The sequence below is a fragment of the Bacillus sp. JJ1764 genome, from assembly GCF_036962145.1.
GTDB lineage: Bacteria > Bacillota > Bacilli > Bacillales > Cytobacillaceae > Neobacillus.
The window spans coordinates 1-14,649 of the sequence record NZ_JBALNY010000002.1; the positions used below are offsets into that span (position 1 = coordinate 1).

The window sequence follows — 14,649 nt, forward strand, 5'->3', positions numbered from 1 at the left end:
CCACGCCTTCGGACATGGACCTACTCAAAAATCCTTTGCATGCGAAAAGATAAGGGATCCAGTCGTAAAGAAGGGTTTATAACGACCCCGTGAGTGAAAAAAGAGGAGCTCCGGTCGTAAAGAAGGGTTCATAACGACTGAGTGAGTGAAAAAAGAGGAGCTCCAGTCGTTAAGAAGGGCTCATAACGACCGCGTGAATAAAAAAATGGGGGCTCCGGTTGTTATGGAAGAGTTCATAAAGCCCCTCCAATTGGGAAAGTAATAGGTGTTTTATTTTGGGGAACGTAGAGAATTTCTATGTTCCCTTTTTTCAGGAGTAACTACATTTTGTGGAAGGTAGACCTCGTCTATCTGCCCTTATTACACGATTGACTGCATTATTGGAAACGTAGAACCTATACACTGAAAAAAATAGTAAGTGACACATGTAAAGACAACTGTTAAAATATTTTTTGTTATTACTTATCTAAATATATTCCCTAAAATCAACGCTTTTAGGAAATAATAATTGAAAGCAGAAGATGCATAGGAGGTAGTAAATTGAACAATATGAAAGAGATATCCGAGCGCAGGCTTCTGGGCATTGCTGGAATGGGCTGGATGTTTGATGCGATGGATGTGGGCATGCTCTCCTTTATTATTGCGGCATTAAAAGAGGAGTGGGGATTAACGCCTGGACAAATGGGCTGGATTGGTTCAATCAATTCCATTGGGATGGCAGTTGGTGCCCTTATTTTTGGTTTAATGGCGGATAGAATCGGAAGAAAACATGTCTTTATTATTACGTTATTATTATTTTCCCTTGGCAGTGGTGCTTCTGCCCTTACAAATACGTTATCTGCTTTTCTAGTTCTAAGATTCTTAATCGGAATGGGTTTAGGCGGAGAACTTCCTGTTGCCTCCACTCTAGTATCCGAAAGCGTCCCAGCTGAAAAGCGAGGCAGGACAGTAGTCCTACTTGAAAGCTTTTGGGCAGGCGGCTGGTTAATTGCCGCGATCATTTCCTACTTCATCATTCCCAATTACGGATGGAAACTGGCTTTAGTCATTAGTGCCCTTCCTGCTCTTTATGCCTTATATCTACGAATTGGGATTCCTGATTCACCAAGATTCTCGGCCATAAAAGGGGCTGAAAAAACATCTGTTTTTCAAAACTTAGGGAAATTGTGGTCCAAGGAGTACAGCCGAAATACGGCTATGCTTTGGATTGTTTGGTTCTGTGTCGTGTTCTCCTATTATGGGATGTTTTTATGGCTGCCAAGTGTAATGGTGATGAAGGGGTTTAGTTTAATTAGGAGCTTTGAATATGTCCTAATCATGACACTGGCGCAGCTTCCGGGTTATTTTACGGCAGCTTGGTGTATTGAAAAATTTGGACGGAAATTTGTTTTAGTTGTTTACTTACTCGGGACAGCTCTAAGTGCATACTTCTTTGGAACAGCTAATTCCACAGCGTTATTGATGACCTCTGGAATTCTGTTATCCTTCTTTAACCTTGGTGCGTGGGGCGGACTCTATGCTTACACACCTGAGCAATATCCTACCACTGTTCGCGGCACAGGTTCAGGCATGGCCGCTGCTGTCGGTAGAATTGGCGGTGTGCTCGGCCCATTATTAGTTGGATATTTTGTGGCACAAAAGATGCCAGTTTCGACAATCTTTACAATCTTTTGCATCTCTGTACTAATCGGAGCTGTGGCCGTTTTTGTATTGGGAAAAGAAACGAAAAAACAAGAACTAGCGTAGGAATATAGGAGGGGCCTCTTGCAAAAAGGAGGCCTCTTTGCTTTTACTGAATTTGTAAATTTATCATACTTTTTGTAAAACGTTTGTCCCTATTCAATCCGTCGTCTAATATTTAGACAAAATAATAAAAAAAGTGTTTTTCTTTTCTGATAAAATGTAAATTCTTATCTTATTTATCGGGTTTACAGTGATTTCCACTATCTACAATATAATAATTGTTATTTTCTAAATTATTTTAAAATAGAAGATATAAAGACTAGACGAACTTTAAAATATTATGTACAATGTTTTCAGAATATTAATTGTTTTAAAAAATTTGGAAAAAAGAGGATCGGTAAAAAAATTAGGGGGTAATGCAATGGGTAAGAAGAAAGTAGCAGGTATTTTTATGTCTTTCATGATGGCGGCAGGTGTCCTAGCGGGCTGTGGCTCGGCAAGTACTAGCGGCAGTGAAGACAAAGGCGGAGAAATCAAGATTGGTGCAAACCTTGAGCTTTCTGGCGGGGTGGCTTCTTACGGTCAATCGATTAAAGAAGGTCTAGATTTAGCTATTCAAGAGATCAATAAAGATGGAGTAGACGGTAAAAAGTTAAAACTTGTTACGGTGGATAATAAGTCTGATGCTTCAGAAGCAACAAGTGGTGCTATCAAACTAGTCAGCCAAGATAAAGTTGCTGCCATTATTGGTGCGGCAACAAGTACGAATACTTTAGCCCAAGTTCAAATTGCCCAAGATAATAAAGTGCCGCTTATTACACCTACCGGAACGAACCCAACAGTTACATCGAAAGACGGCAAATTAAATGATTTCGTATTCCGTACCTGCTTTATTGACCCGTTCCAAGGTACAGTTGCTGCCAACTTCGCGGCTAAAGAAGAAAAAGCAAAAACAGCTGCTATTTTAATAGACAGCTCCAGTGACTATGCAAAGGGACTCGCGGCTGCATTCAAATCGTCCTTTGCTAAGAAAGGCGGAAAGGTAGTAACGGAGGAAGCATATGTAGCTAAGGACACGGATTTCCATGCAACATTAACAAACATTAAGTCCAAAAATCCGGATTTCGTATTTATTCCTGGTTACTATGAAGAAGTTGGATTAATTGTGAAACAAGCCCGCGAGCTAGGATTAAGCGTTCCTATGATGGGTGGAGACGGCTGGGATTCTCCTAAACTAGTAGAAATTGCCGGCAAAGACCCGCTTAATAATACGTTTATCACTAACCACTATTCCTCTGGAGACAGCGATCAAAAGGTTCAGGATTTTGTAAAAGCCTTCAAAGCTAAATATGATGGTAAATCACCAGACGCATTTAACGCCTTAGGATACGACTCAGCTTACTTCCTTGCTGATGCCATTAAGCGTGCAGGAAGCAGCGATTCCAAGAAAATTCAAAAGGCCCTTGCAGAAACGGACGGTTTAGAACTAGTTTCCGGAAAAATGAAACTCGATAAAAACCATGACCCAATTAAATCTGCTGTTATTTTAGAGTACAAAGACGGCGAGCAAACGTTTAAAACGAAGGTTAACCCTTAAATTTTATAGCGTTTAAATGAATAGGGAGCATTCAGGTGTTCCCTATTCACCTTTTAATTTATTAGGAAATTTTTCCTATCCTCTAGGGAAGGAGCAACAAAAATGGAGCAATTTATACAGCAATTAGTCAACGGTGTTTCCTTGGGGAGTATTTACGCGTTAATTGCCCTTGGATATACAATGGTATATGGAATTGTAAAATTAATTAACTTTGCCCATGGAGATGTCTTCATGGTCGGTGCATTTATCGGATTTTATTCCATTACAATGTTTCATTTAGGATTTTTCTCAGCATTAATTATTGCCATGGTGGCATGCGCCATTTTCGGGGTGTTGATCGAACGGATCGCTTATAAGCCTTTGCGGAATGCAACAAGAATTGCGGCACTCATTACAGCCATTGGTGTTTCCCTGTTTATTGAGTATGGAACCATCTACATTCGCGGAGCACAGCCAGAAGCATATCCAAACGACATTGTTCACTTAAAGAGTTTGGAAATTTTCGGAGTAAAAATTAGTGGCGAATCGATTCTCATTTTGGCTGTTTCGATCGTTCTAATGATTTTACTGCAATTCATTGTTCATAAAACCAAAATCGGTAAAGCCATGCGTGCTGTTTCTCATGATATGGATGCAGCAAGATTAATGGGGATTAATGTCAATAACACCATTTCCGCTACATTTGCCATTGGTTCAGCTTTAGCAGGAGCAGCAGGTGTTATTTTTGGAATGTACTATACGAAAATTGAGCCATTGATGGGGATTATACCTGGGTTAAAAGCCTTCGTTGCTGCCGTATTGGGCGGTATCGGAATCCTTCCGGGTGCCATGACTGGCGGATTGTTATTAGGTGTTATTGAAGCTCTTGTCAGCGCAGCAGGCTTCTCGCTGTGGCGTGATGGGGTAGCGTTCGTTGTATTGATTCTGATCCTGATTTTCCGTCCAGCAGGGCTTTTTGGAAAAAATGTCAGGGAAAAGGTTTAGGAGGTGGCTTAAGCGATGAAAAAGGGAAAAGGGTTTTGGGCATCAGTCGTTTTAGCCGTTGTTTTTGGAGTTGTCGTCCAATTTCTTATTAATGGGGAGATATTGAATTCCTTTTATGTGAATACCTTGTTTTTCATGGGTATTAATATCATTTTGGCTGTCAGTCTGCACTTAATCATAGGGATTACCGGACAGTTCTCGATTGGACATGCAGGATTTTTAGCCGTGGGTGCCTATTCGTCAGCGATTATCACAATGAAATTGGGAATGCCGTTTCCGGTGGCGTTACTAGTTGGCGGTATAGCAGCAGCCATTGCTGGTCTAATTATCGGGATTCCTACATTAAGACTTCGAGGGGACTACTTGGCGATTGCCACTTTAGGATTCGGCGAAATCATGCGGATTGTCTTTTTAAATATTGATTACGTCGGTGGAGCGAGCGGTATGACCGTATCCCACTTCACAACATGGCCTTGGCTATTTGCTTGTGTTCTAATTACGATTATTGTCATTGTAAACTTTACAAATTCTACACATGGACGTGCTTGTATTTCCATTAGGGAAAATGAAATTGCTGCAGATGCAATGGGAATCAATACAACCTATTACAAAGTTATTGCCTTTGTGATTGGTGCTTTCTTTGCCGGTGTGGCAGGTGCCTTACATGCACATAATTTCTATATTATTCAGCCAACCAACTTTGGCTTCTTAAAGTCATTTGATATTTTAATCTTTGTTGTGCTTGGTGGTTTGGGTAGCTTGTCTGGCTCTGTGATTGCTGCGATTTTATTAACGATTATTTCAACTTTCCTATCCAATTACCCAGAGGTTCGGATGGTCATTTATAGTCTCGTGCTCATTGTGATGATGCTATTCCGCCCGCAAGGCTTGATGGGAACGAAGGAAATTACCTCTTTCTTAAAACTTGGAAAGCCTGCTAAAGGAGGGTCTCATAATGCGAACTAATACACCATTGCTTAAAGTAGAGAATGCCGGGATCCGATTTGGCGGATTAAAGGCAGTTTCTGCTGTAAACCTTCAATTAAATCAAGGCGAGCTAGTGGGCCTTATTGGTCCAAACGGTGCGGGAAAGACCACTTTTTTCAACCTATTAACAGGTGTTTACGTTCCAACTGAAGGAAGCATCTCGCTAGATGGGGAGAAATTAAACGGACAGGCCCCTTATCGTATTACAAAAAAAGGGATCAGCAGAACGTTCCAAAATATTCGTTTATTTGGTGAATTGTCTGTATTGGATAATGTTAAGGTAGCTTATCATTCCTTAGCCAAACATTCTATTTTAAGCTCCATTTTTCGTCTCCCTTCTCACTTTTCCGGAGAAAAGGAAATGGAGGAGAAAGCGATTGAGTTTTTAAAAATTTTCAAGCTCGACTCGGTGATGCATGAGCAGGCGAAAAACCTACCGTACGGTCAGCAGCGCCGTTTGGAAATTGCCAGAGCACTTGCGGCGAATCCCAAATTATTATTATTGGACGAGCCTGCGGCTGGGATGAACCCTCAGGAGACAGAAGAACTGATGAATTTAATAGCCTTGATTCGTGAACGGTTCTCGCTAACAATTCTATTAATTGAACATGATATGGGTCTAGTAATGGGAGTCTGCGAGCGAATTTATGTGTTGGATCATGGCCAACTAATTGCCGATGGTACTCCGGAACAAATCAGAAATAATCCAAAAGTCATCGAGGCGTATTTGGGCGAGGAGGTCTCTTAACATGCTAAAAGTAAATAATATCAATGTCTATTATGGAAATATCCATGCATTAAAGGGAGTATCCCTCGATATCAATCAAGGTGAGATTGTCACGTTGATTGGAGCCAATGGTGCCGGCAAAAGTACACTATTAAAGACGCTTTCCGGATTGTTGAAGCCGAAGAGCGGTGAGATTTTATTTGAAAATGAGCATATCTCAGGCAAGGTGCCCCAATTGATTGTAAAGCGGGGGATGTCTCAAGTTCCGGAAGGGCGTCGTGTGTTTGCCAATATGTCTGTTGAAGAGAATCTGGAATTAGGCGCCTATTTGCGAAAGGATAAAAAAGGAATTCAAGAGGATTTTGAAAAAATCTATCAGTTATTTCCTCGTTTACACGAGCGTCGAAAGCAGCAGTCAGGTACCTTATCAGGCGGTGAGCAGCAGATGCTTGCCATGGGAAGAGCCCTAATGGCCCGCCCTCGTCTGTTATTGCTGGATGAGCCTTCAATGGGTCTTGCACCACTGTTGGTAAAAACAATCTTCCAAATCATTGAGGAAATAAATAAAACGGGTACCACCATTTTATTAGTTGAGCAAAACGCGAATATGGCATTGTCAATCGCTGATCGTGCCTATGTTATTGAAACGGGAAAAATAGTTGCCTCGGGTACGGCTGATGAGCTAAGTCAAAGTGACCAAATCAGACAGGCCTATCTTGGAGGGCATTAAAAAGGGAATCGGAGAGGTCCGATTCCCTTCAATTTTTACATTTTTATTTTTCGCTGCTCAGGATCCCATTTAAGTTGGAATCGTTCTTTTGGTCTTAATTGAGCCTTAATTTTATTGGAATAATCCTCGTAAAGCTGTTCTAGGCCTACTAATGCCAGTGAAAAGAAGTTTGCATAATTTTTCTGTACTTCCCACTTTAACTCATTCTTTCCACAGATACTGTAATGATTCAATTCCACAATTTCCTTTTGCAGCTTGGCTAGTGGCTCTGCCCGCTCATCTTCAGGAAGGGCCAGAATTTGATCAATTTTTTCAATATACTCCTTGGATTTATGAATTTTATCTTGGATATCCTGATAGCCGTCCAGATCAATTAAGTGATATTTTAATTTGAAATCATTCAGTTTTTCTGCTGCTTCATAGGTAGAATTCACGATATCATCCCGGGTCATTTCCCTAGTTTCGTAGCTTAGCATATGCTTCCACGATGGCTGGGTGATGGCCTTACGGTGATCCTCAAGTGTATGACAGAATTTTTTATAGCCGTGAATTTCCGGATGCTCGAATGCCGGGCTGGCCGGATCCAGGAATGGAGCAAGCGGTGCGACAAAGTAAAAGATTCTTGGGTCTTGATTACAGGCAAGATGAATCGTTTCGCAAAAATCAATGTTGTCAACAGCGCTTTGGTAGGTCTGTCCAGGGATCCCGACCATGAAAAATAAGTCGACTTTTTTACAGCCGTGTTTTAAGGCGTAATTAAGCGTATCGATTACTTTGTTATTGGTGCAGTTGAACTTCCCATTATACCGTCTGATGTTTTCATCGTGTGTTTCCAAAGTAATTTCAATACTGTAGTTACGCACACTATCATTGATTCGCTTAAAGAAATCCTCATCGGCATACTGGAATAATTCAAAGACCAGTTCATTTTTTAGATTCATTTTCTTAATCCCATCCAACAATTCATTCATATATTCACGTCCGCCCTGACGGATATCATGAAGAATAAAGATGGGCGCACGGCTGAACCGTTGGATAAATTGAATGTCTTCTAAGAGCTTTTTGGGCGATCGAAGAGCAAGTGAATTTCGGTTGCAGTTTTGGTTATACGCCTCTTTGGAGCCACCGCAAATCAGACAGTTTTGCGTACAGCCACGGGCAGTCAAAATTGCGGTGTTTGGATATTGCAGCCAACCGTTATATGGAAGCGGATCCAAAAAGTTGCGATATTTAAAGACAGAGCGAATCGTATAGCGGTAACCCGGTACATCGACATCATCAATATCCGTCGGAACGTAAGTGATGGGATTGAAGCCAATTTCACTTCCCTTTTTCCATGTAAGATTGGGAATATCCGCATAATAGGTGTTCCCGGTCTCAATTTTGTTCATCAACAGAAGCATAAGTTTTTCAGTTGAATCACCGCGCATGACAAAGTCGATAAACGGGTATTGGATTAGCTCCTTATGATAATAGGTTGAAGACAATCCTCCAAAAATGATCGGGGTGGTTGGATGTAGTTTTTTTACAATTTTGGCTAATTCAATGCTCCCATGTGCATGCGGCAGCCAGTGGAGATCGATTCCGAACGCCGTTGTTTGTATTTTTCGCAGTTTCCCCTCAACATCGAAGCTCTCGTTCATTAACATCCGATTAGCAATATTGATTATTTTTACCTTGAGTCCGTACCTTTCCAAATAATCAGCAATACTCGTCAATCCGATTGGGTACATTTCAAAAACGGGTGATGACGGCACTACATCACTAATCGGGCCGGCAAGCAGTGAATTTTTCCGAAAGTCATATACGCTGGGAGCATGTAATAAAACTAAATCATATTTCATGATTACCACCTCAAAAGAATGTAAATGGGCAGAAATGGCGCTTTTTAGATCAGTACAGATCCTATATAAAAAGCTCTATAATACGTGAATAATCTCACATTCATATTTTTGTAAAATATTTCAGTAATTTTAGTTTACTATAATCACTTTTTAATAGAGTGACAAATGGGTGACAAATTTTGGTTGATTTTGTGTAAATCCATTATGGATAAGGTATTAAATCAAAAATTTGTTATAATGCCATTAATATAAAGATAAAGGATGGTTTAAATGGCGGTTTCCAAAACAAATGCAATGAGAATATTGGATAAACAAGGGATCTCTTATGAAATTCTTACTTACGATCATAAAGATGGAAAAATAGATGGCGTATCTGTGGCGGAGAAAATTGGGAAGGATCCGAACGAGGTCTATAAAACACTTGTTGCTATTGGAGCAAGCAAGAATATTTTTGTCTTTGTCATTCCGGTCGCGGAAGAGTTGGACTTAAAAAAGGCGGCAAAGGCTGCTGGTGAGAAAAACATGGAAATGATCCCAGTGAAGGATATCCAAAAATGGACAGGCTACATCCGTGGAGGCTGCTCACCGGTTGGAATGAAGAAGCAATATAGAACTTTTATCGATGAGAGTGCGTATGAGCTCCGGTCGGTGGTTGTCAGCGCCGGGAAAATTGGCATGCAGTTGGTGATATCACCCGTACAACTACAAGAAGTGGCATTAGCGGAATTTGTAGATTTAACCAAGTAAAATTTTATAAGAATCCCTATGGGCATTCACCTATATTCGGCAAAAGCATAAGATATGGTGATAAAAAATTCTTTTCGATTCGCCAAAGAGTGGAACTGAACTTTGACCAGATTTGCTATAAAGGGAGTGTTCATGAATGCCAGGGAAAATTAAAAATTATTTTGCTGGTGGAAATACAGCAAGAGGATTTCATAATCTTTACGACTCCAACCTTCAAGGGCTGAATCGGCTCTTTATTCTAAAAGGCGGACCAGGCACAGGAAAGTCATCTTTAATGAAGAAGGTTGGCAATGAGTGGGTGGAAAAAGGTTATGATATTGAATTTCTTCATTGTTCTTCCGATAATAACTCCATTGATGGCGTCATCATTCCAGCCCTAGGGGTTGGCATTGTGGATGGAACGGCACCGCATGTGATTGAGCCCAAAGCACCAGGGGCAGTTGAGGAATACATTAATCTCGGTGAGGCTTGGGACGCCAAAGCACTGGCCGTACACAAAGTGGAGATTCAAAGGCTAACGAATCAAATTAGCGAGTCATTCGGGGCGGCTTATGCTACATTTAATGAAGCATTGGAGATTCATGATGATTGGGAAAAAATATATATTAACAGCATGGATTTTCAAAAAGCTGATCAACTAACCAATAAATTAATTGAATCATTCTTTGGAAAAATGAACTTGAATAAACAAGCCGATGTCCGCCATCGTTTCTTGGGAGCTGCAACTCCGAAGGGTGCGGTTGATTTTGTTCCGAATTTAACGGAGGAAATTCCGAAGCGTTATTTTATTAAAGGACGCCCGGGCTCTGGGAAATCAACGATGCTGAAAAAGTTGGCGGCGGCGGCTGAAGAGCGTGGAGTGGATACGGAGGTTTACCACTGTGGTTTTGACCCGCACAGCCTTGATATGGTGATTTTCAGGGAATTAGGCATTGCCATTTTTGACAGCACGGCCCCGCATGAGTACTTCCCAAGCCGGGATGGCGATGAGATTATAGATATGTATGAAATTTTAATTGAACCGGGTACGGATGAATTGTTTGTGGAAATTATAGAAAAGATCTCAGCCAAATATAAAGATAAAATGGCTGAGGCCACAAGTTACCTTGCCAAAGCGAAAGAGCTTCATGATGTGCTCGAAGAAATTTATATTGATGCAATGGATTTTTCAGTGGTAGAAAGAATTCAAGCCAATATTTCTGAGGAAATAAGTGCATTAGCACGGTGATAAATAGAAGCTGTCTCATAGTTGAGACAGCTTCTATTTTTATTCATGCGGATTCGTTTTGCTTTGCTGGCCTTTATTGCGTTTGTTTCCTTTGCTGTTATCGCCGCTGACAAATTCTGTGCCAAATTCAGCTTCAGCGTGCCCGGCCTGTGGAGAATTTTGATTTTGGCTGCCTTTATTAAACTTTTTGGTCATCATAAGGCTCCTTTCCATCATATGGTCATCAATAGTTTGGCATTCGAAGATGACTTTATTCATCAGACGATTTTTATTAAAATAATGGAAAACGAGGGAATCAGGTGAAGAGGATGTTAGCTTATGTGAAAAGATTGACCGAACTATACGAAGCCAACCGCAATGAGGAAAATGCCGGTCCAATGAGCAAATATATGAAAAATCACTTTCCCTTTCTGGGAATTAAGAAACCAACACGGGCAGAATTAGAAAGGCAGTTTTTCAAAGAAACAGGGGTCTTAAAAGAACCGTTTAACCATGAATTTATATGGGAACTTTGGAATAGAGACGAGCGTGAATATCAATATACCGCTTTAACTTATATCGAGAAGTCACTACATAAATTGACAAAAAATGATATGGAATTAATGGAGCGGCAAATTCGGACAAAATCCTGGTGGGACACGGTTGACGTGATTTCGCCAAAGCCGGTTGGCACAATCGCACAAAAGTTCCCGGAAGTAATTAATGAAACGATCAATGGTTGGGCCACTCATGATTATTTATGGCTCCGGCGGGCGGCAATTCTTTTTCAATTAAAATTTAAAGAAAAGACCAATGAGGATTTGCTTTATGAGTACGTAAGAGAGAATGCAGCTAGTCGGGAATTTTTTATCCAGAAGGCAATTGGCTGGGCGTTAAGAGAATTTTCAAAGACCAATCCGGCATCAGTTAAAGAATTTATTTCCGAGACTAAATTATCACCCTTAAGTGTCCGGGAAGGCAGCAAGTATCTGGGCTGAGCAAAAAGGGGAAAATATCCAGATGTTCATGGTATGATAGCGATAACGAATCTTGATTTAAAGGGTGGACAACATGGTGAAATGTATTGCAACAGATATGGATGGAACATTGTTGAATTCGATGCAGCAGATCAGTGAGGAAAATAAAAGGGCCATTTTAAAAGCACAGTCACAAGGTGTAGAAGTAGTTGTGGCTACAGGCAGATCCTATCAGGAGGCTAGTTACGTTCTTGATGAGGTTGGATTAAAGTGTCCGGTGATTTGTGTGAATGGGGCGGAAGTCCGGGCTCAATCCGGCGAGATTCTTTCTGCAACCCCAATTCCAAACAAATTAGCCCGTGAAGTAGCAGCTAGGCTAGCGGAAAAGGATGTTTATTACGAGGTCTACACCAATAAGGGTGCTTTTACAATTGACCTCAAAAAGGCTGTTTCGATCCTTGTTGATATCGTGGTAAGTGCGAATCCTGAAATGGATCCAAAAGTGGTAGAGGAACAGGCTGGTGCTAGGGTCTCAGACGGGTTAATTCACATCATCGAAGATTATGAACATATATTTTCGAACGAAGAATATCAAATTTATAAGTTTTTGGCGTTTTCCTTCGATCTTGATCAGCTCGGGAAAGCACAGGATTCGCTTAAAGATTTGACAGAACTCGAAGTGACTAAATCAGGTATTGAAAATATTGAAATTACTCATCGAAATGCGCAAAAGGGGATTGCCCTTGAAGCATTTGCCAAAGCAAAGGGAATTTCTTTAGAGGATACCGTGGCTATTGGTGACAATTTTAATGATGTATCAATGTTTAATAAGGCAGGCCGTGCCATCGCCATGGGAAATGCAAGCTTTGAGATCAAAGCATTATGTGATGAGGTCACTGACACGAATGATAACAGCGGTGTCGGTAAAGCGATTTTAGACCTATTGTAGGGAAAGTAACAAGGTGACAGCACTCCGGTGCCTGTCACCTTTTATTACATGTCTGAAGCTAGCATTACAAAATTTCAATTTTGAGAGAGTTAACTTGGGAAACCAGGAGATCTTCGTATTGTTGCTGTGCCTGGTAATAAACTTCTTGGTCGCCGTAGCTTGGGTGTTCTTTTTTGATTTTGTCAATCAGGTCTTTTTGAACCTTTTGAGTAAGGACGATTTGTTTGTATTGTTGCTTTTCAATACCCCAGAATCTGTCTTCACCGTAATTTTGAATTAGGGCCTTAGTAGATTCAAATTGATTATATTGATCACGAGCTTTATGCATTGCCTGCTCCACTTCGGCATCGGTTGCTTTATGCCCCTTTTCCTCAGCTAGCAGGGCCATGGAACGCAGCCTAATAATTTGCGTTAGCAGTTGATTTTTATTCTCTGCAGATTTTTCTTGTGAATCAAGATAAGCCAATTCTTCCTCTAATTGCGGTCCGCTGTACTTCTTTTTGGCGGCCTCACGATTGATTTCAAGTTGAAGCTTGTTAATCAACGTGTAAAAGGCAATATCCTCATTGGTAATCCATTGCCCATTGATCATTGCCACACCTTTTGACTTGGTGACATTGACCGTCATCACTTTTTCGGTTTTCTTTCCACCTTTTTCTAATGTAAAGGCGGCTTCATACTTACCGCTCATAGACAGATTTACTTCGCCGGAATACGTCCCTTTTTCCCCTTCTGTCAGGGTAGCCTTCGTGGTGCCATGGTCCATGCTGGCCATTGATAATTCCGCTCTCACCTTTAATCCCGTGGCCGGCTTATTATTTTCCGTTACCTTAATTTCGAAAGGGCTGGCTTTGTCTTGCTGGTAATATAAATCCTTGGTTACTTTGATGGTATAATCAGGCCCTGAGCTGCAGCCAGTAAGAATAGCGGCCAGTAGCAGTAAGGCGAACATTACGCGTTTCATCATGCTTCAATACCCCCTAAATGATGTGTTTCTAAAAATTCCCCTACGGTATATTTGGTCATTTTGGCATTGTCTAAATAAGCGACATGTGTGCAAACCTGGCGGATCTCATCAAGGTGATGGGATGAGAGCAGAATGGTTTTATCGTGCAGTGATTTTAACACCTCAAGAATTTCTTTTCGGCCTAGCGGGTCAATCCCACTTGTCGGCTCATCGAGGATTAATATGCTTGAATCCTGATAAAGTGTAATCGCAAGGCCAAGCCGCTGCAGCATTCCTTTTGAATACTTTTTCACCTGGACATTGCGGTCATCCCACAGCCGCACTGCGGTTAACACTTGCTCCATTCGCTCTTGGTCAGAGGCCCTTGAAACTGCCTCGGCAAAAAAGGTTACATTCTCAAGACCTGTCAGCATCGGGTATAGCATGAACTTCTCTGGTAAATAAGCAATCGACTTTTTCCATTCATCTCTTTTCTTCGAGACTTGAATCCCATTAATCTCGATTGTTCCTTGTTTGACCGGCAAAAGTCCGAGAAGGCTATTAATAAACGTAGATTTACCAGCACCATTTCGGCCGACAAGGGCGCAGATTTCATTTTTTTCAATCTCTATGTTAATCGAATCTAAGACGACTTTTTTCCCGAAGGATTGGTGTAAATCCGTTACCTTAATCATTCGTACCCCTCCTTACGGTTCAAGAAAATTGCAGAAATAAACGAAACAGCAAGCCAGAAAATCAAATTTCCCAGTAAAAAGAAGATTGGTTTCGTCCACATGAATGACTGGAGCAGCCGTGACATGTGTCCGAAGGAATAAATTCCAGTTCCCGTTTCTAAAAACATCCTTACAGCCTGGAGCGGATTTAAAAAGTAACCGACTGAAAATAGCTTTACATTTTCATATGTCACGTCAGGCAAGAATGAAAGTAATAGGAAATCATGTAAGAAGAAAAAGTAAAACCAAACNNACATTTGTAAAAATATCAGCGCCATGATCAAAATAGTCAGAATGAAAATGAAATAGCCTTTTAAATCCAACTGGAATTGAAATTTTAATAAAACTAGATAAAGGAAAAACCATATAAATAACGGTAGTAGAACCACCGTGTATAACCCAAGGCTTTTCTTGAATAAAAAGCTTCCGTAATGTTCCGTTTTTGTCAGCAGCATGATTAAGGTCTTTTGTTCCTTTTCCTGAAAAATCGAGAATGCCCCAATAAACAGGCAGAGGATTGGAATGAAGTAAATAATC

Annotated in this window: 15 protein-coding genes; 10 read left to right on the forward strand and 5 right to left on the reverse strand. The window is 40.9% G+C overall.

From position 1 onward, the window contains the following. The first annotated feature begins 549 nt into the window (after window positions 1-549). The 6 genes from V7083_RS00155 (at window position 550) to V7083_RS00180 (ending at window position 6,708) form a co-directional block, all read left to right on the forward strand. On the forward strand, window positions 550-1,746 hold the full coding sequence (locus tag V7083_RS00155; protein WP_438823675.1) for an MFS transporter: 1,197 nt from the start codon (window positions 550-552) through the stop codon (window positions 1,744-1,746). A 358-nt stretch (window positions 1,747-2,104) separates the two neighbouring features. Then, window positions 2,105-3,280: an ABC transporter substrate-binding protein gene (locus tag V7083_RS00160; protein ID WP_335474114.1), complete on the forward strand. Its 1,176-nt coding sequence runs from the start codon at window positions 2,105-2,107 to the stop codon at window positions 3,278-3,280. Between the two features lie 102 nt (window positions 3,281-3,382). Further along, the gene (locus tag V7083_RS00165) at window positions 3,383-4,264 is read left to right on the forward strand and encodes a branched-chain amino acid ABC transporter permease (protein ID WP_335474116.1); all 882 of its coding nucleotides are present in this window, start codon (window positions 3,383-3,385) and stop codon (window positions 4,262-4,264) included. 15 nt (window positions 4,265-4,279) lie between these two features. Then, complete coding sequence (locus V7083_RS00170) at window positions 4,280-5,230, forward strand: branched-chain amino acid ABC transporter permease (RefSeq protein WP_335474118.1); 951 nt, start codon at window positions 4,280-4,282, stop codon at window positions 5,228-5,230. Further along, on the forward strand, window positions 5,220-5,999 hold the full coding sequence (locus V7083_RS00175) for an ABC transporter ATP-binding protein (protein WP_335474120.1): 780 nt from the start codon (window positions 5,220-5,222) through the stop codon (window positions 5,997-5,999). Before V7083_RS00170 ends, V7083_RS00175 begins: the two co-directional genes overlap by 11 nt. A 1-nt stretch (window position 6,000) precedes the next feature. Continuing rightward, window positions 6,001-6,708 carry an ABC transporter ATP-binding protein gene (locus V7083_RS00180; protein WP_335474121.1) on the forward strand — a complete coding sequence of 236 codons (708 nt, stop codon included), beginning with the start codon at window positions 6,001-6,003 and terminating at the stop codon, window positions 6,706-6,708. Between the two features lie 35 nt (window positions 6,709-6,743). Here the strand turns inward: V7083_RS00180 and V7083_RS00185 are convergent, their stop codons facing one another. Then, window positions 6,744-8,552, reverse strand: coding sequence for a TIGR04190 family B12-binding domain/radical SAM domain protein (locus V7083_RS00185; RefSeq protein ID WP_335474123.1), 1,809 nt, complete (start codon window positions 8,550-8,552; stop codon window positions 6,744-6,746). 270 nt (window positions 8,553-8,822) lie between these two features. On the opposite strand from V7083_RS00185, the gene ybaK reads away from it, so the two are divergent. Both ybaK and V7083_RS00195 read left to right on the forward strand, forming a co-directional pair. Then, a complete protein-coding gene (ybaK, locus tag V7083_RS00190) occupies window positions 8,823-9,299 on the forward strand; it encodes a Cys-tRNA(Pro) deacylase (protein ID WP_335474125.1) in 477 nt (158 codons plus the stop codon). A 136-nt stretch (window positions 9,300-9,435) separates the two neighbouring features. Next, window positions 9,436-10,527, forward strand: coding sequence for a PRK06851 family protein (locus tag V7083_RS00195; protein WP_335474127.1), 1,092 nt, complete (start codon window positions 9,436-9,438; stop codon window positions 10,525-10,527). 39 nt (window positions 10,528-10,566) lie between these two features. Here V7083_RS00195 and V7083_RS00200 read toward each other — a convergent pair whose 3' ends face one another. Then, window positions 10,567-10,722 (reverse strand): hypothetical protein, encoded by a 156-nt coding sequence (locus V7083_RS00200; RefSeq protein WP_335474129.1) that lies wholly within the window; start codon window positions 10,720-10,722, stop codon window positions 10,567-10,569. A gap of 113 nt (window positions 10,723-10,835) precedes the next feature. Here V7083_RS00200 and V7083_RS00205 point away from each other — a divergent pair, with 113 nt between their 5' ends. Further along, entirely contained in the window at window positions 10,836-11,504 is a 669-nt protein-coding gene (locus V7083_RS00205) for a DNA alkylation repair protein (RefSeq protein WP_335474214.1), read from the forward strand. A 73-nt stretch (window positions 11,505-11,577) separates the two neighbouring features. Next, complete coding sequence (locus V7083_RS00210; protein ID WP_335474131.1) at window positions 11,578-12,432, forward strand: Cof-type HAD-IIB family hydrolase; 855 nt, start codon at window positions 11,578-11,580, stop codon at window positions 12,430-12,432. Window positions 12,433-12,496: 64 nt separating this feature from the next. Here V7083_RS00210 and V7083_RS00215 read toward each other — a convergent pair whose 3' ends face one another. The 3 genes from V7083_RS00215 to V7083_RS00225 are packed head-to-tail and all read right to left on the reverse strand — an operon-like array spanning window position 12,497 to window position 14,648. Continuing rightward, on the reverse strand, window positions 12,497-13,399 hold the full coding sequence (locus V7083_RS00215; protein WP_335474133.1) for a FixH family protein: 903 nt from the start codon (window positions 13,397-13,399) through the stop codon (window positions 12,497-12,499). Next, window positions 13,396-14,073, reverse strand: coding sequence for an ABC transporter ATP-binding protein (locus V7083_RS00220; protein WP_335474135.1), 678 nt, complete (start codon window positions 14,071-14,073; stop codon window positions 13,396-13,398). Before V7083_RS00220 ends, V7083_RS00215 begins: the two co-directional genes overlap by 4 nt. Further along, window positions 14,070-14,648 carry an ABC transporter permease subunit gene (locus V7083_RS00225; RefSeq protein ID WP_438823674.1) on the reverse strand — a complete coding sequence of 193 codons (579 nt, stop codon included), beginning with the start codon at window positions 14,646-14,648 and terminating at the stop codon, window positions 14,070-14,072. The genes V7083_RS00220 and V7083_RS00225 overlap by 4 nt, the downstream gene beginning before the upstream one ends. Window position 14,649: the final 1 nt, after the last annotated feature.

What these genes read in the sequence shown, in the direction of transcription:
- V7083_RS00205 (WP_335474214.1), top strand. Translation starts at nt 10,836, where the DNA reads ATGTTAGCTTATGTGAAAAGATTGACCGAACTATACGAAGCCAACCGC.
- V7083_RS00220 (WP_335474135.1), bottom strand. Translation starts at nt 14,073, where the DNA reads ATGATTAAGGTAACGGATTTACACCAATCCTTCGGGAAAAAAGTCGTC.
- V7083_RS00180 (WP_335474121.1), top strand. Translation starts at nt 6,001, where the DNA reads ATGCTAAAAGTAAATAATATCAATGTCTATTATGGAAATATCCATGCA.
- V7083_RS00160 (WP_335474114.1), top strand. Translation starts at nt 2,105, where the DNA reads ATGGGTAAGAAGAAAGTAGCAGGTATTTTTATGTCTTTCATGATGGCG.
- V7083_RS00185 (WP_335474123.1), bottom strand. Translation starts at nt 8,552, where the DNA reads ATGAAATATGATTTAGTTTTATTACATGCTCCCAGCGTATATGACTTT.
- V7083_RS00215 (WP_335474133.1), bottom strand. Translation starts at nt 13,399, where the DNA reads ATGATGAAACGCGTAATGTTCGCCTTACTGCTACTGGCCGCTATTCTT.
- V7083_RS00195 (WP_335474127.1), top strand. Translation starts at nt 9,436, where the DNA reads ATGCCAGGGAAAATTAAAAATTATTTTGCTGGTGGAAATACAGCAAGA.
- V7083_RS00200 (WP_335474129.1), bottom strand. Translation starts at nt 10,722, where the DNA reads ATGACCAAAAAGTTTAATAAAGGCAGCCAAAATCAAAATTCTCCACAG.
- V7083_RS00155 (WP_438823675.1), top strand. Translation starts at nt 550, where the DNA reads ATGAAAGAGATATCCGAGCGCAGGCTTCTGGGCATTGCTGGAATGGGC.
- V7083_RS00210 (WP_335474131.1), top strand. Translation starts at nt 11,578, where the DNA reads ATGGTGAAATGTATTGCAACAGATATGGATGGAACATTGTTGAATTCG.
- ybaK (WP_335474125.1), top strand. Translation starts at nt 8,823, where the DNA reads ATGGCGGTTTCCAAAACAAATGCAATGAGAATATTGGATAAACAAGGG.
- V7083_RS00175 (WP_335474120.1), top strand. Translation starts at nt 5,220, where the DNA reads ATGCGAACTAATACACCATTGCTTAAAGTAGAGAATGCCGGGATCCGA.
- V7083_RS00165 (WP_335474116.1), top strand. Translation starts at nt 3,383, where the DNA reads ATGGAGCAATTTATACAGCAATTAGTCAACGGTGTTTCCTTGGGGAGT.
- V7083_RS00170 (WP_335474118.1), top strand. Translation starts at nt 4,280, where the DNA reads ATGAAAAAGGGAAAAGGGTTTTGGGCATCAGTCGTTTTAGCCGTTGTT.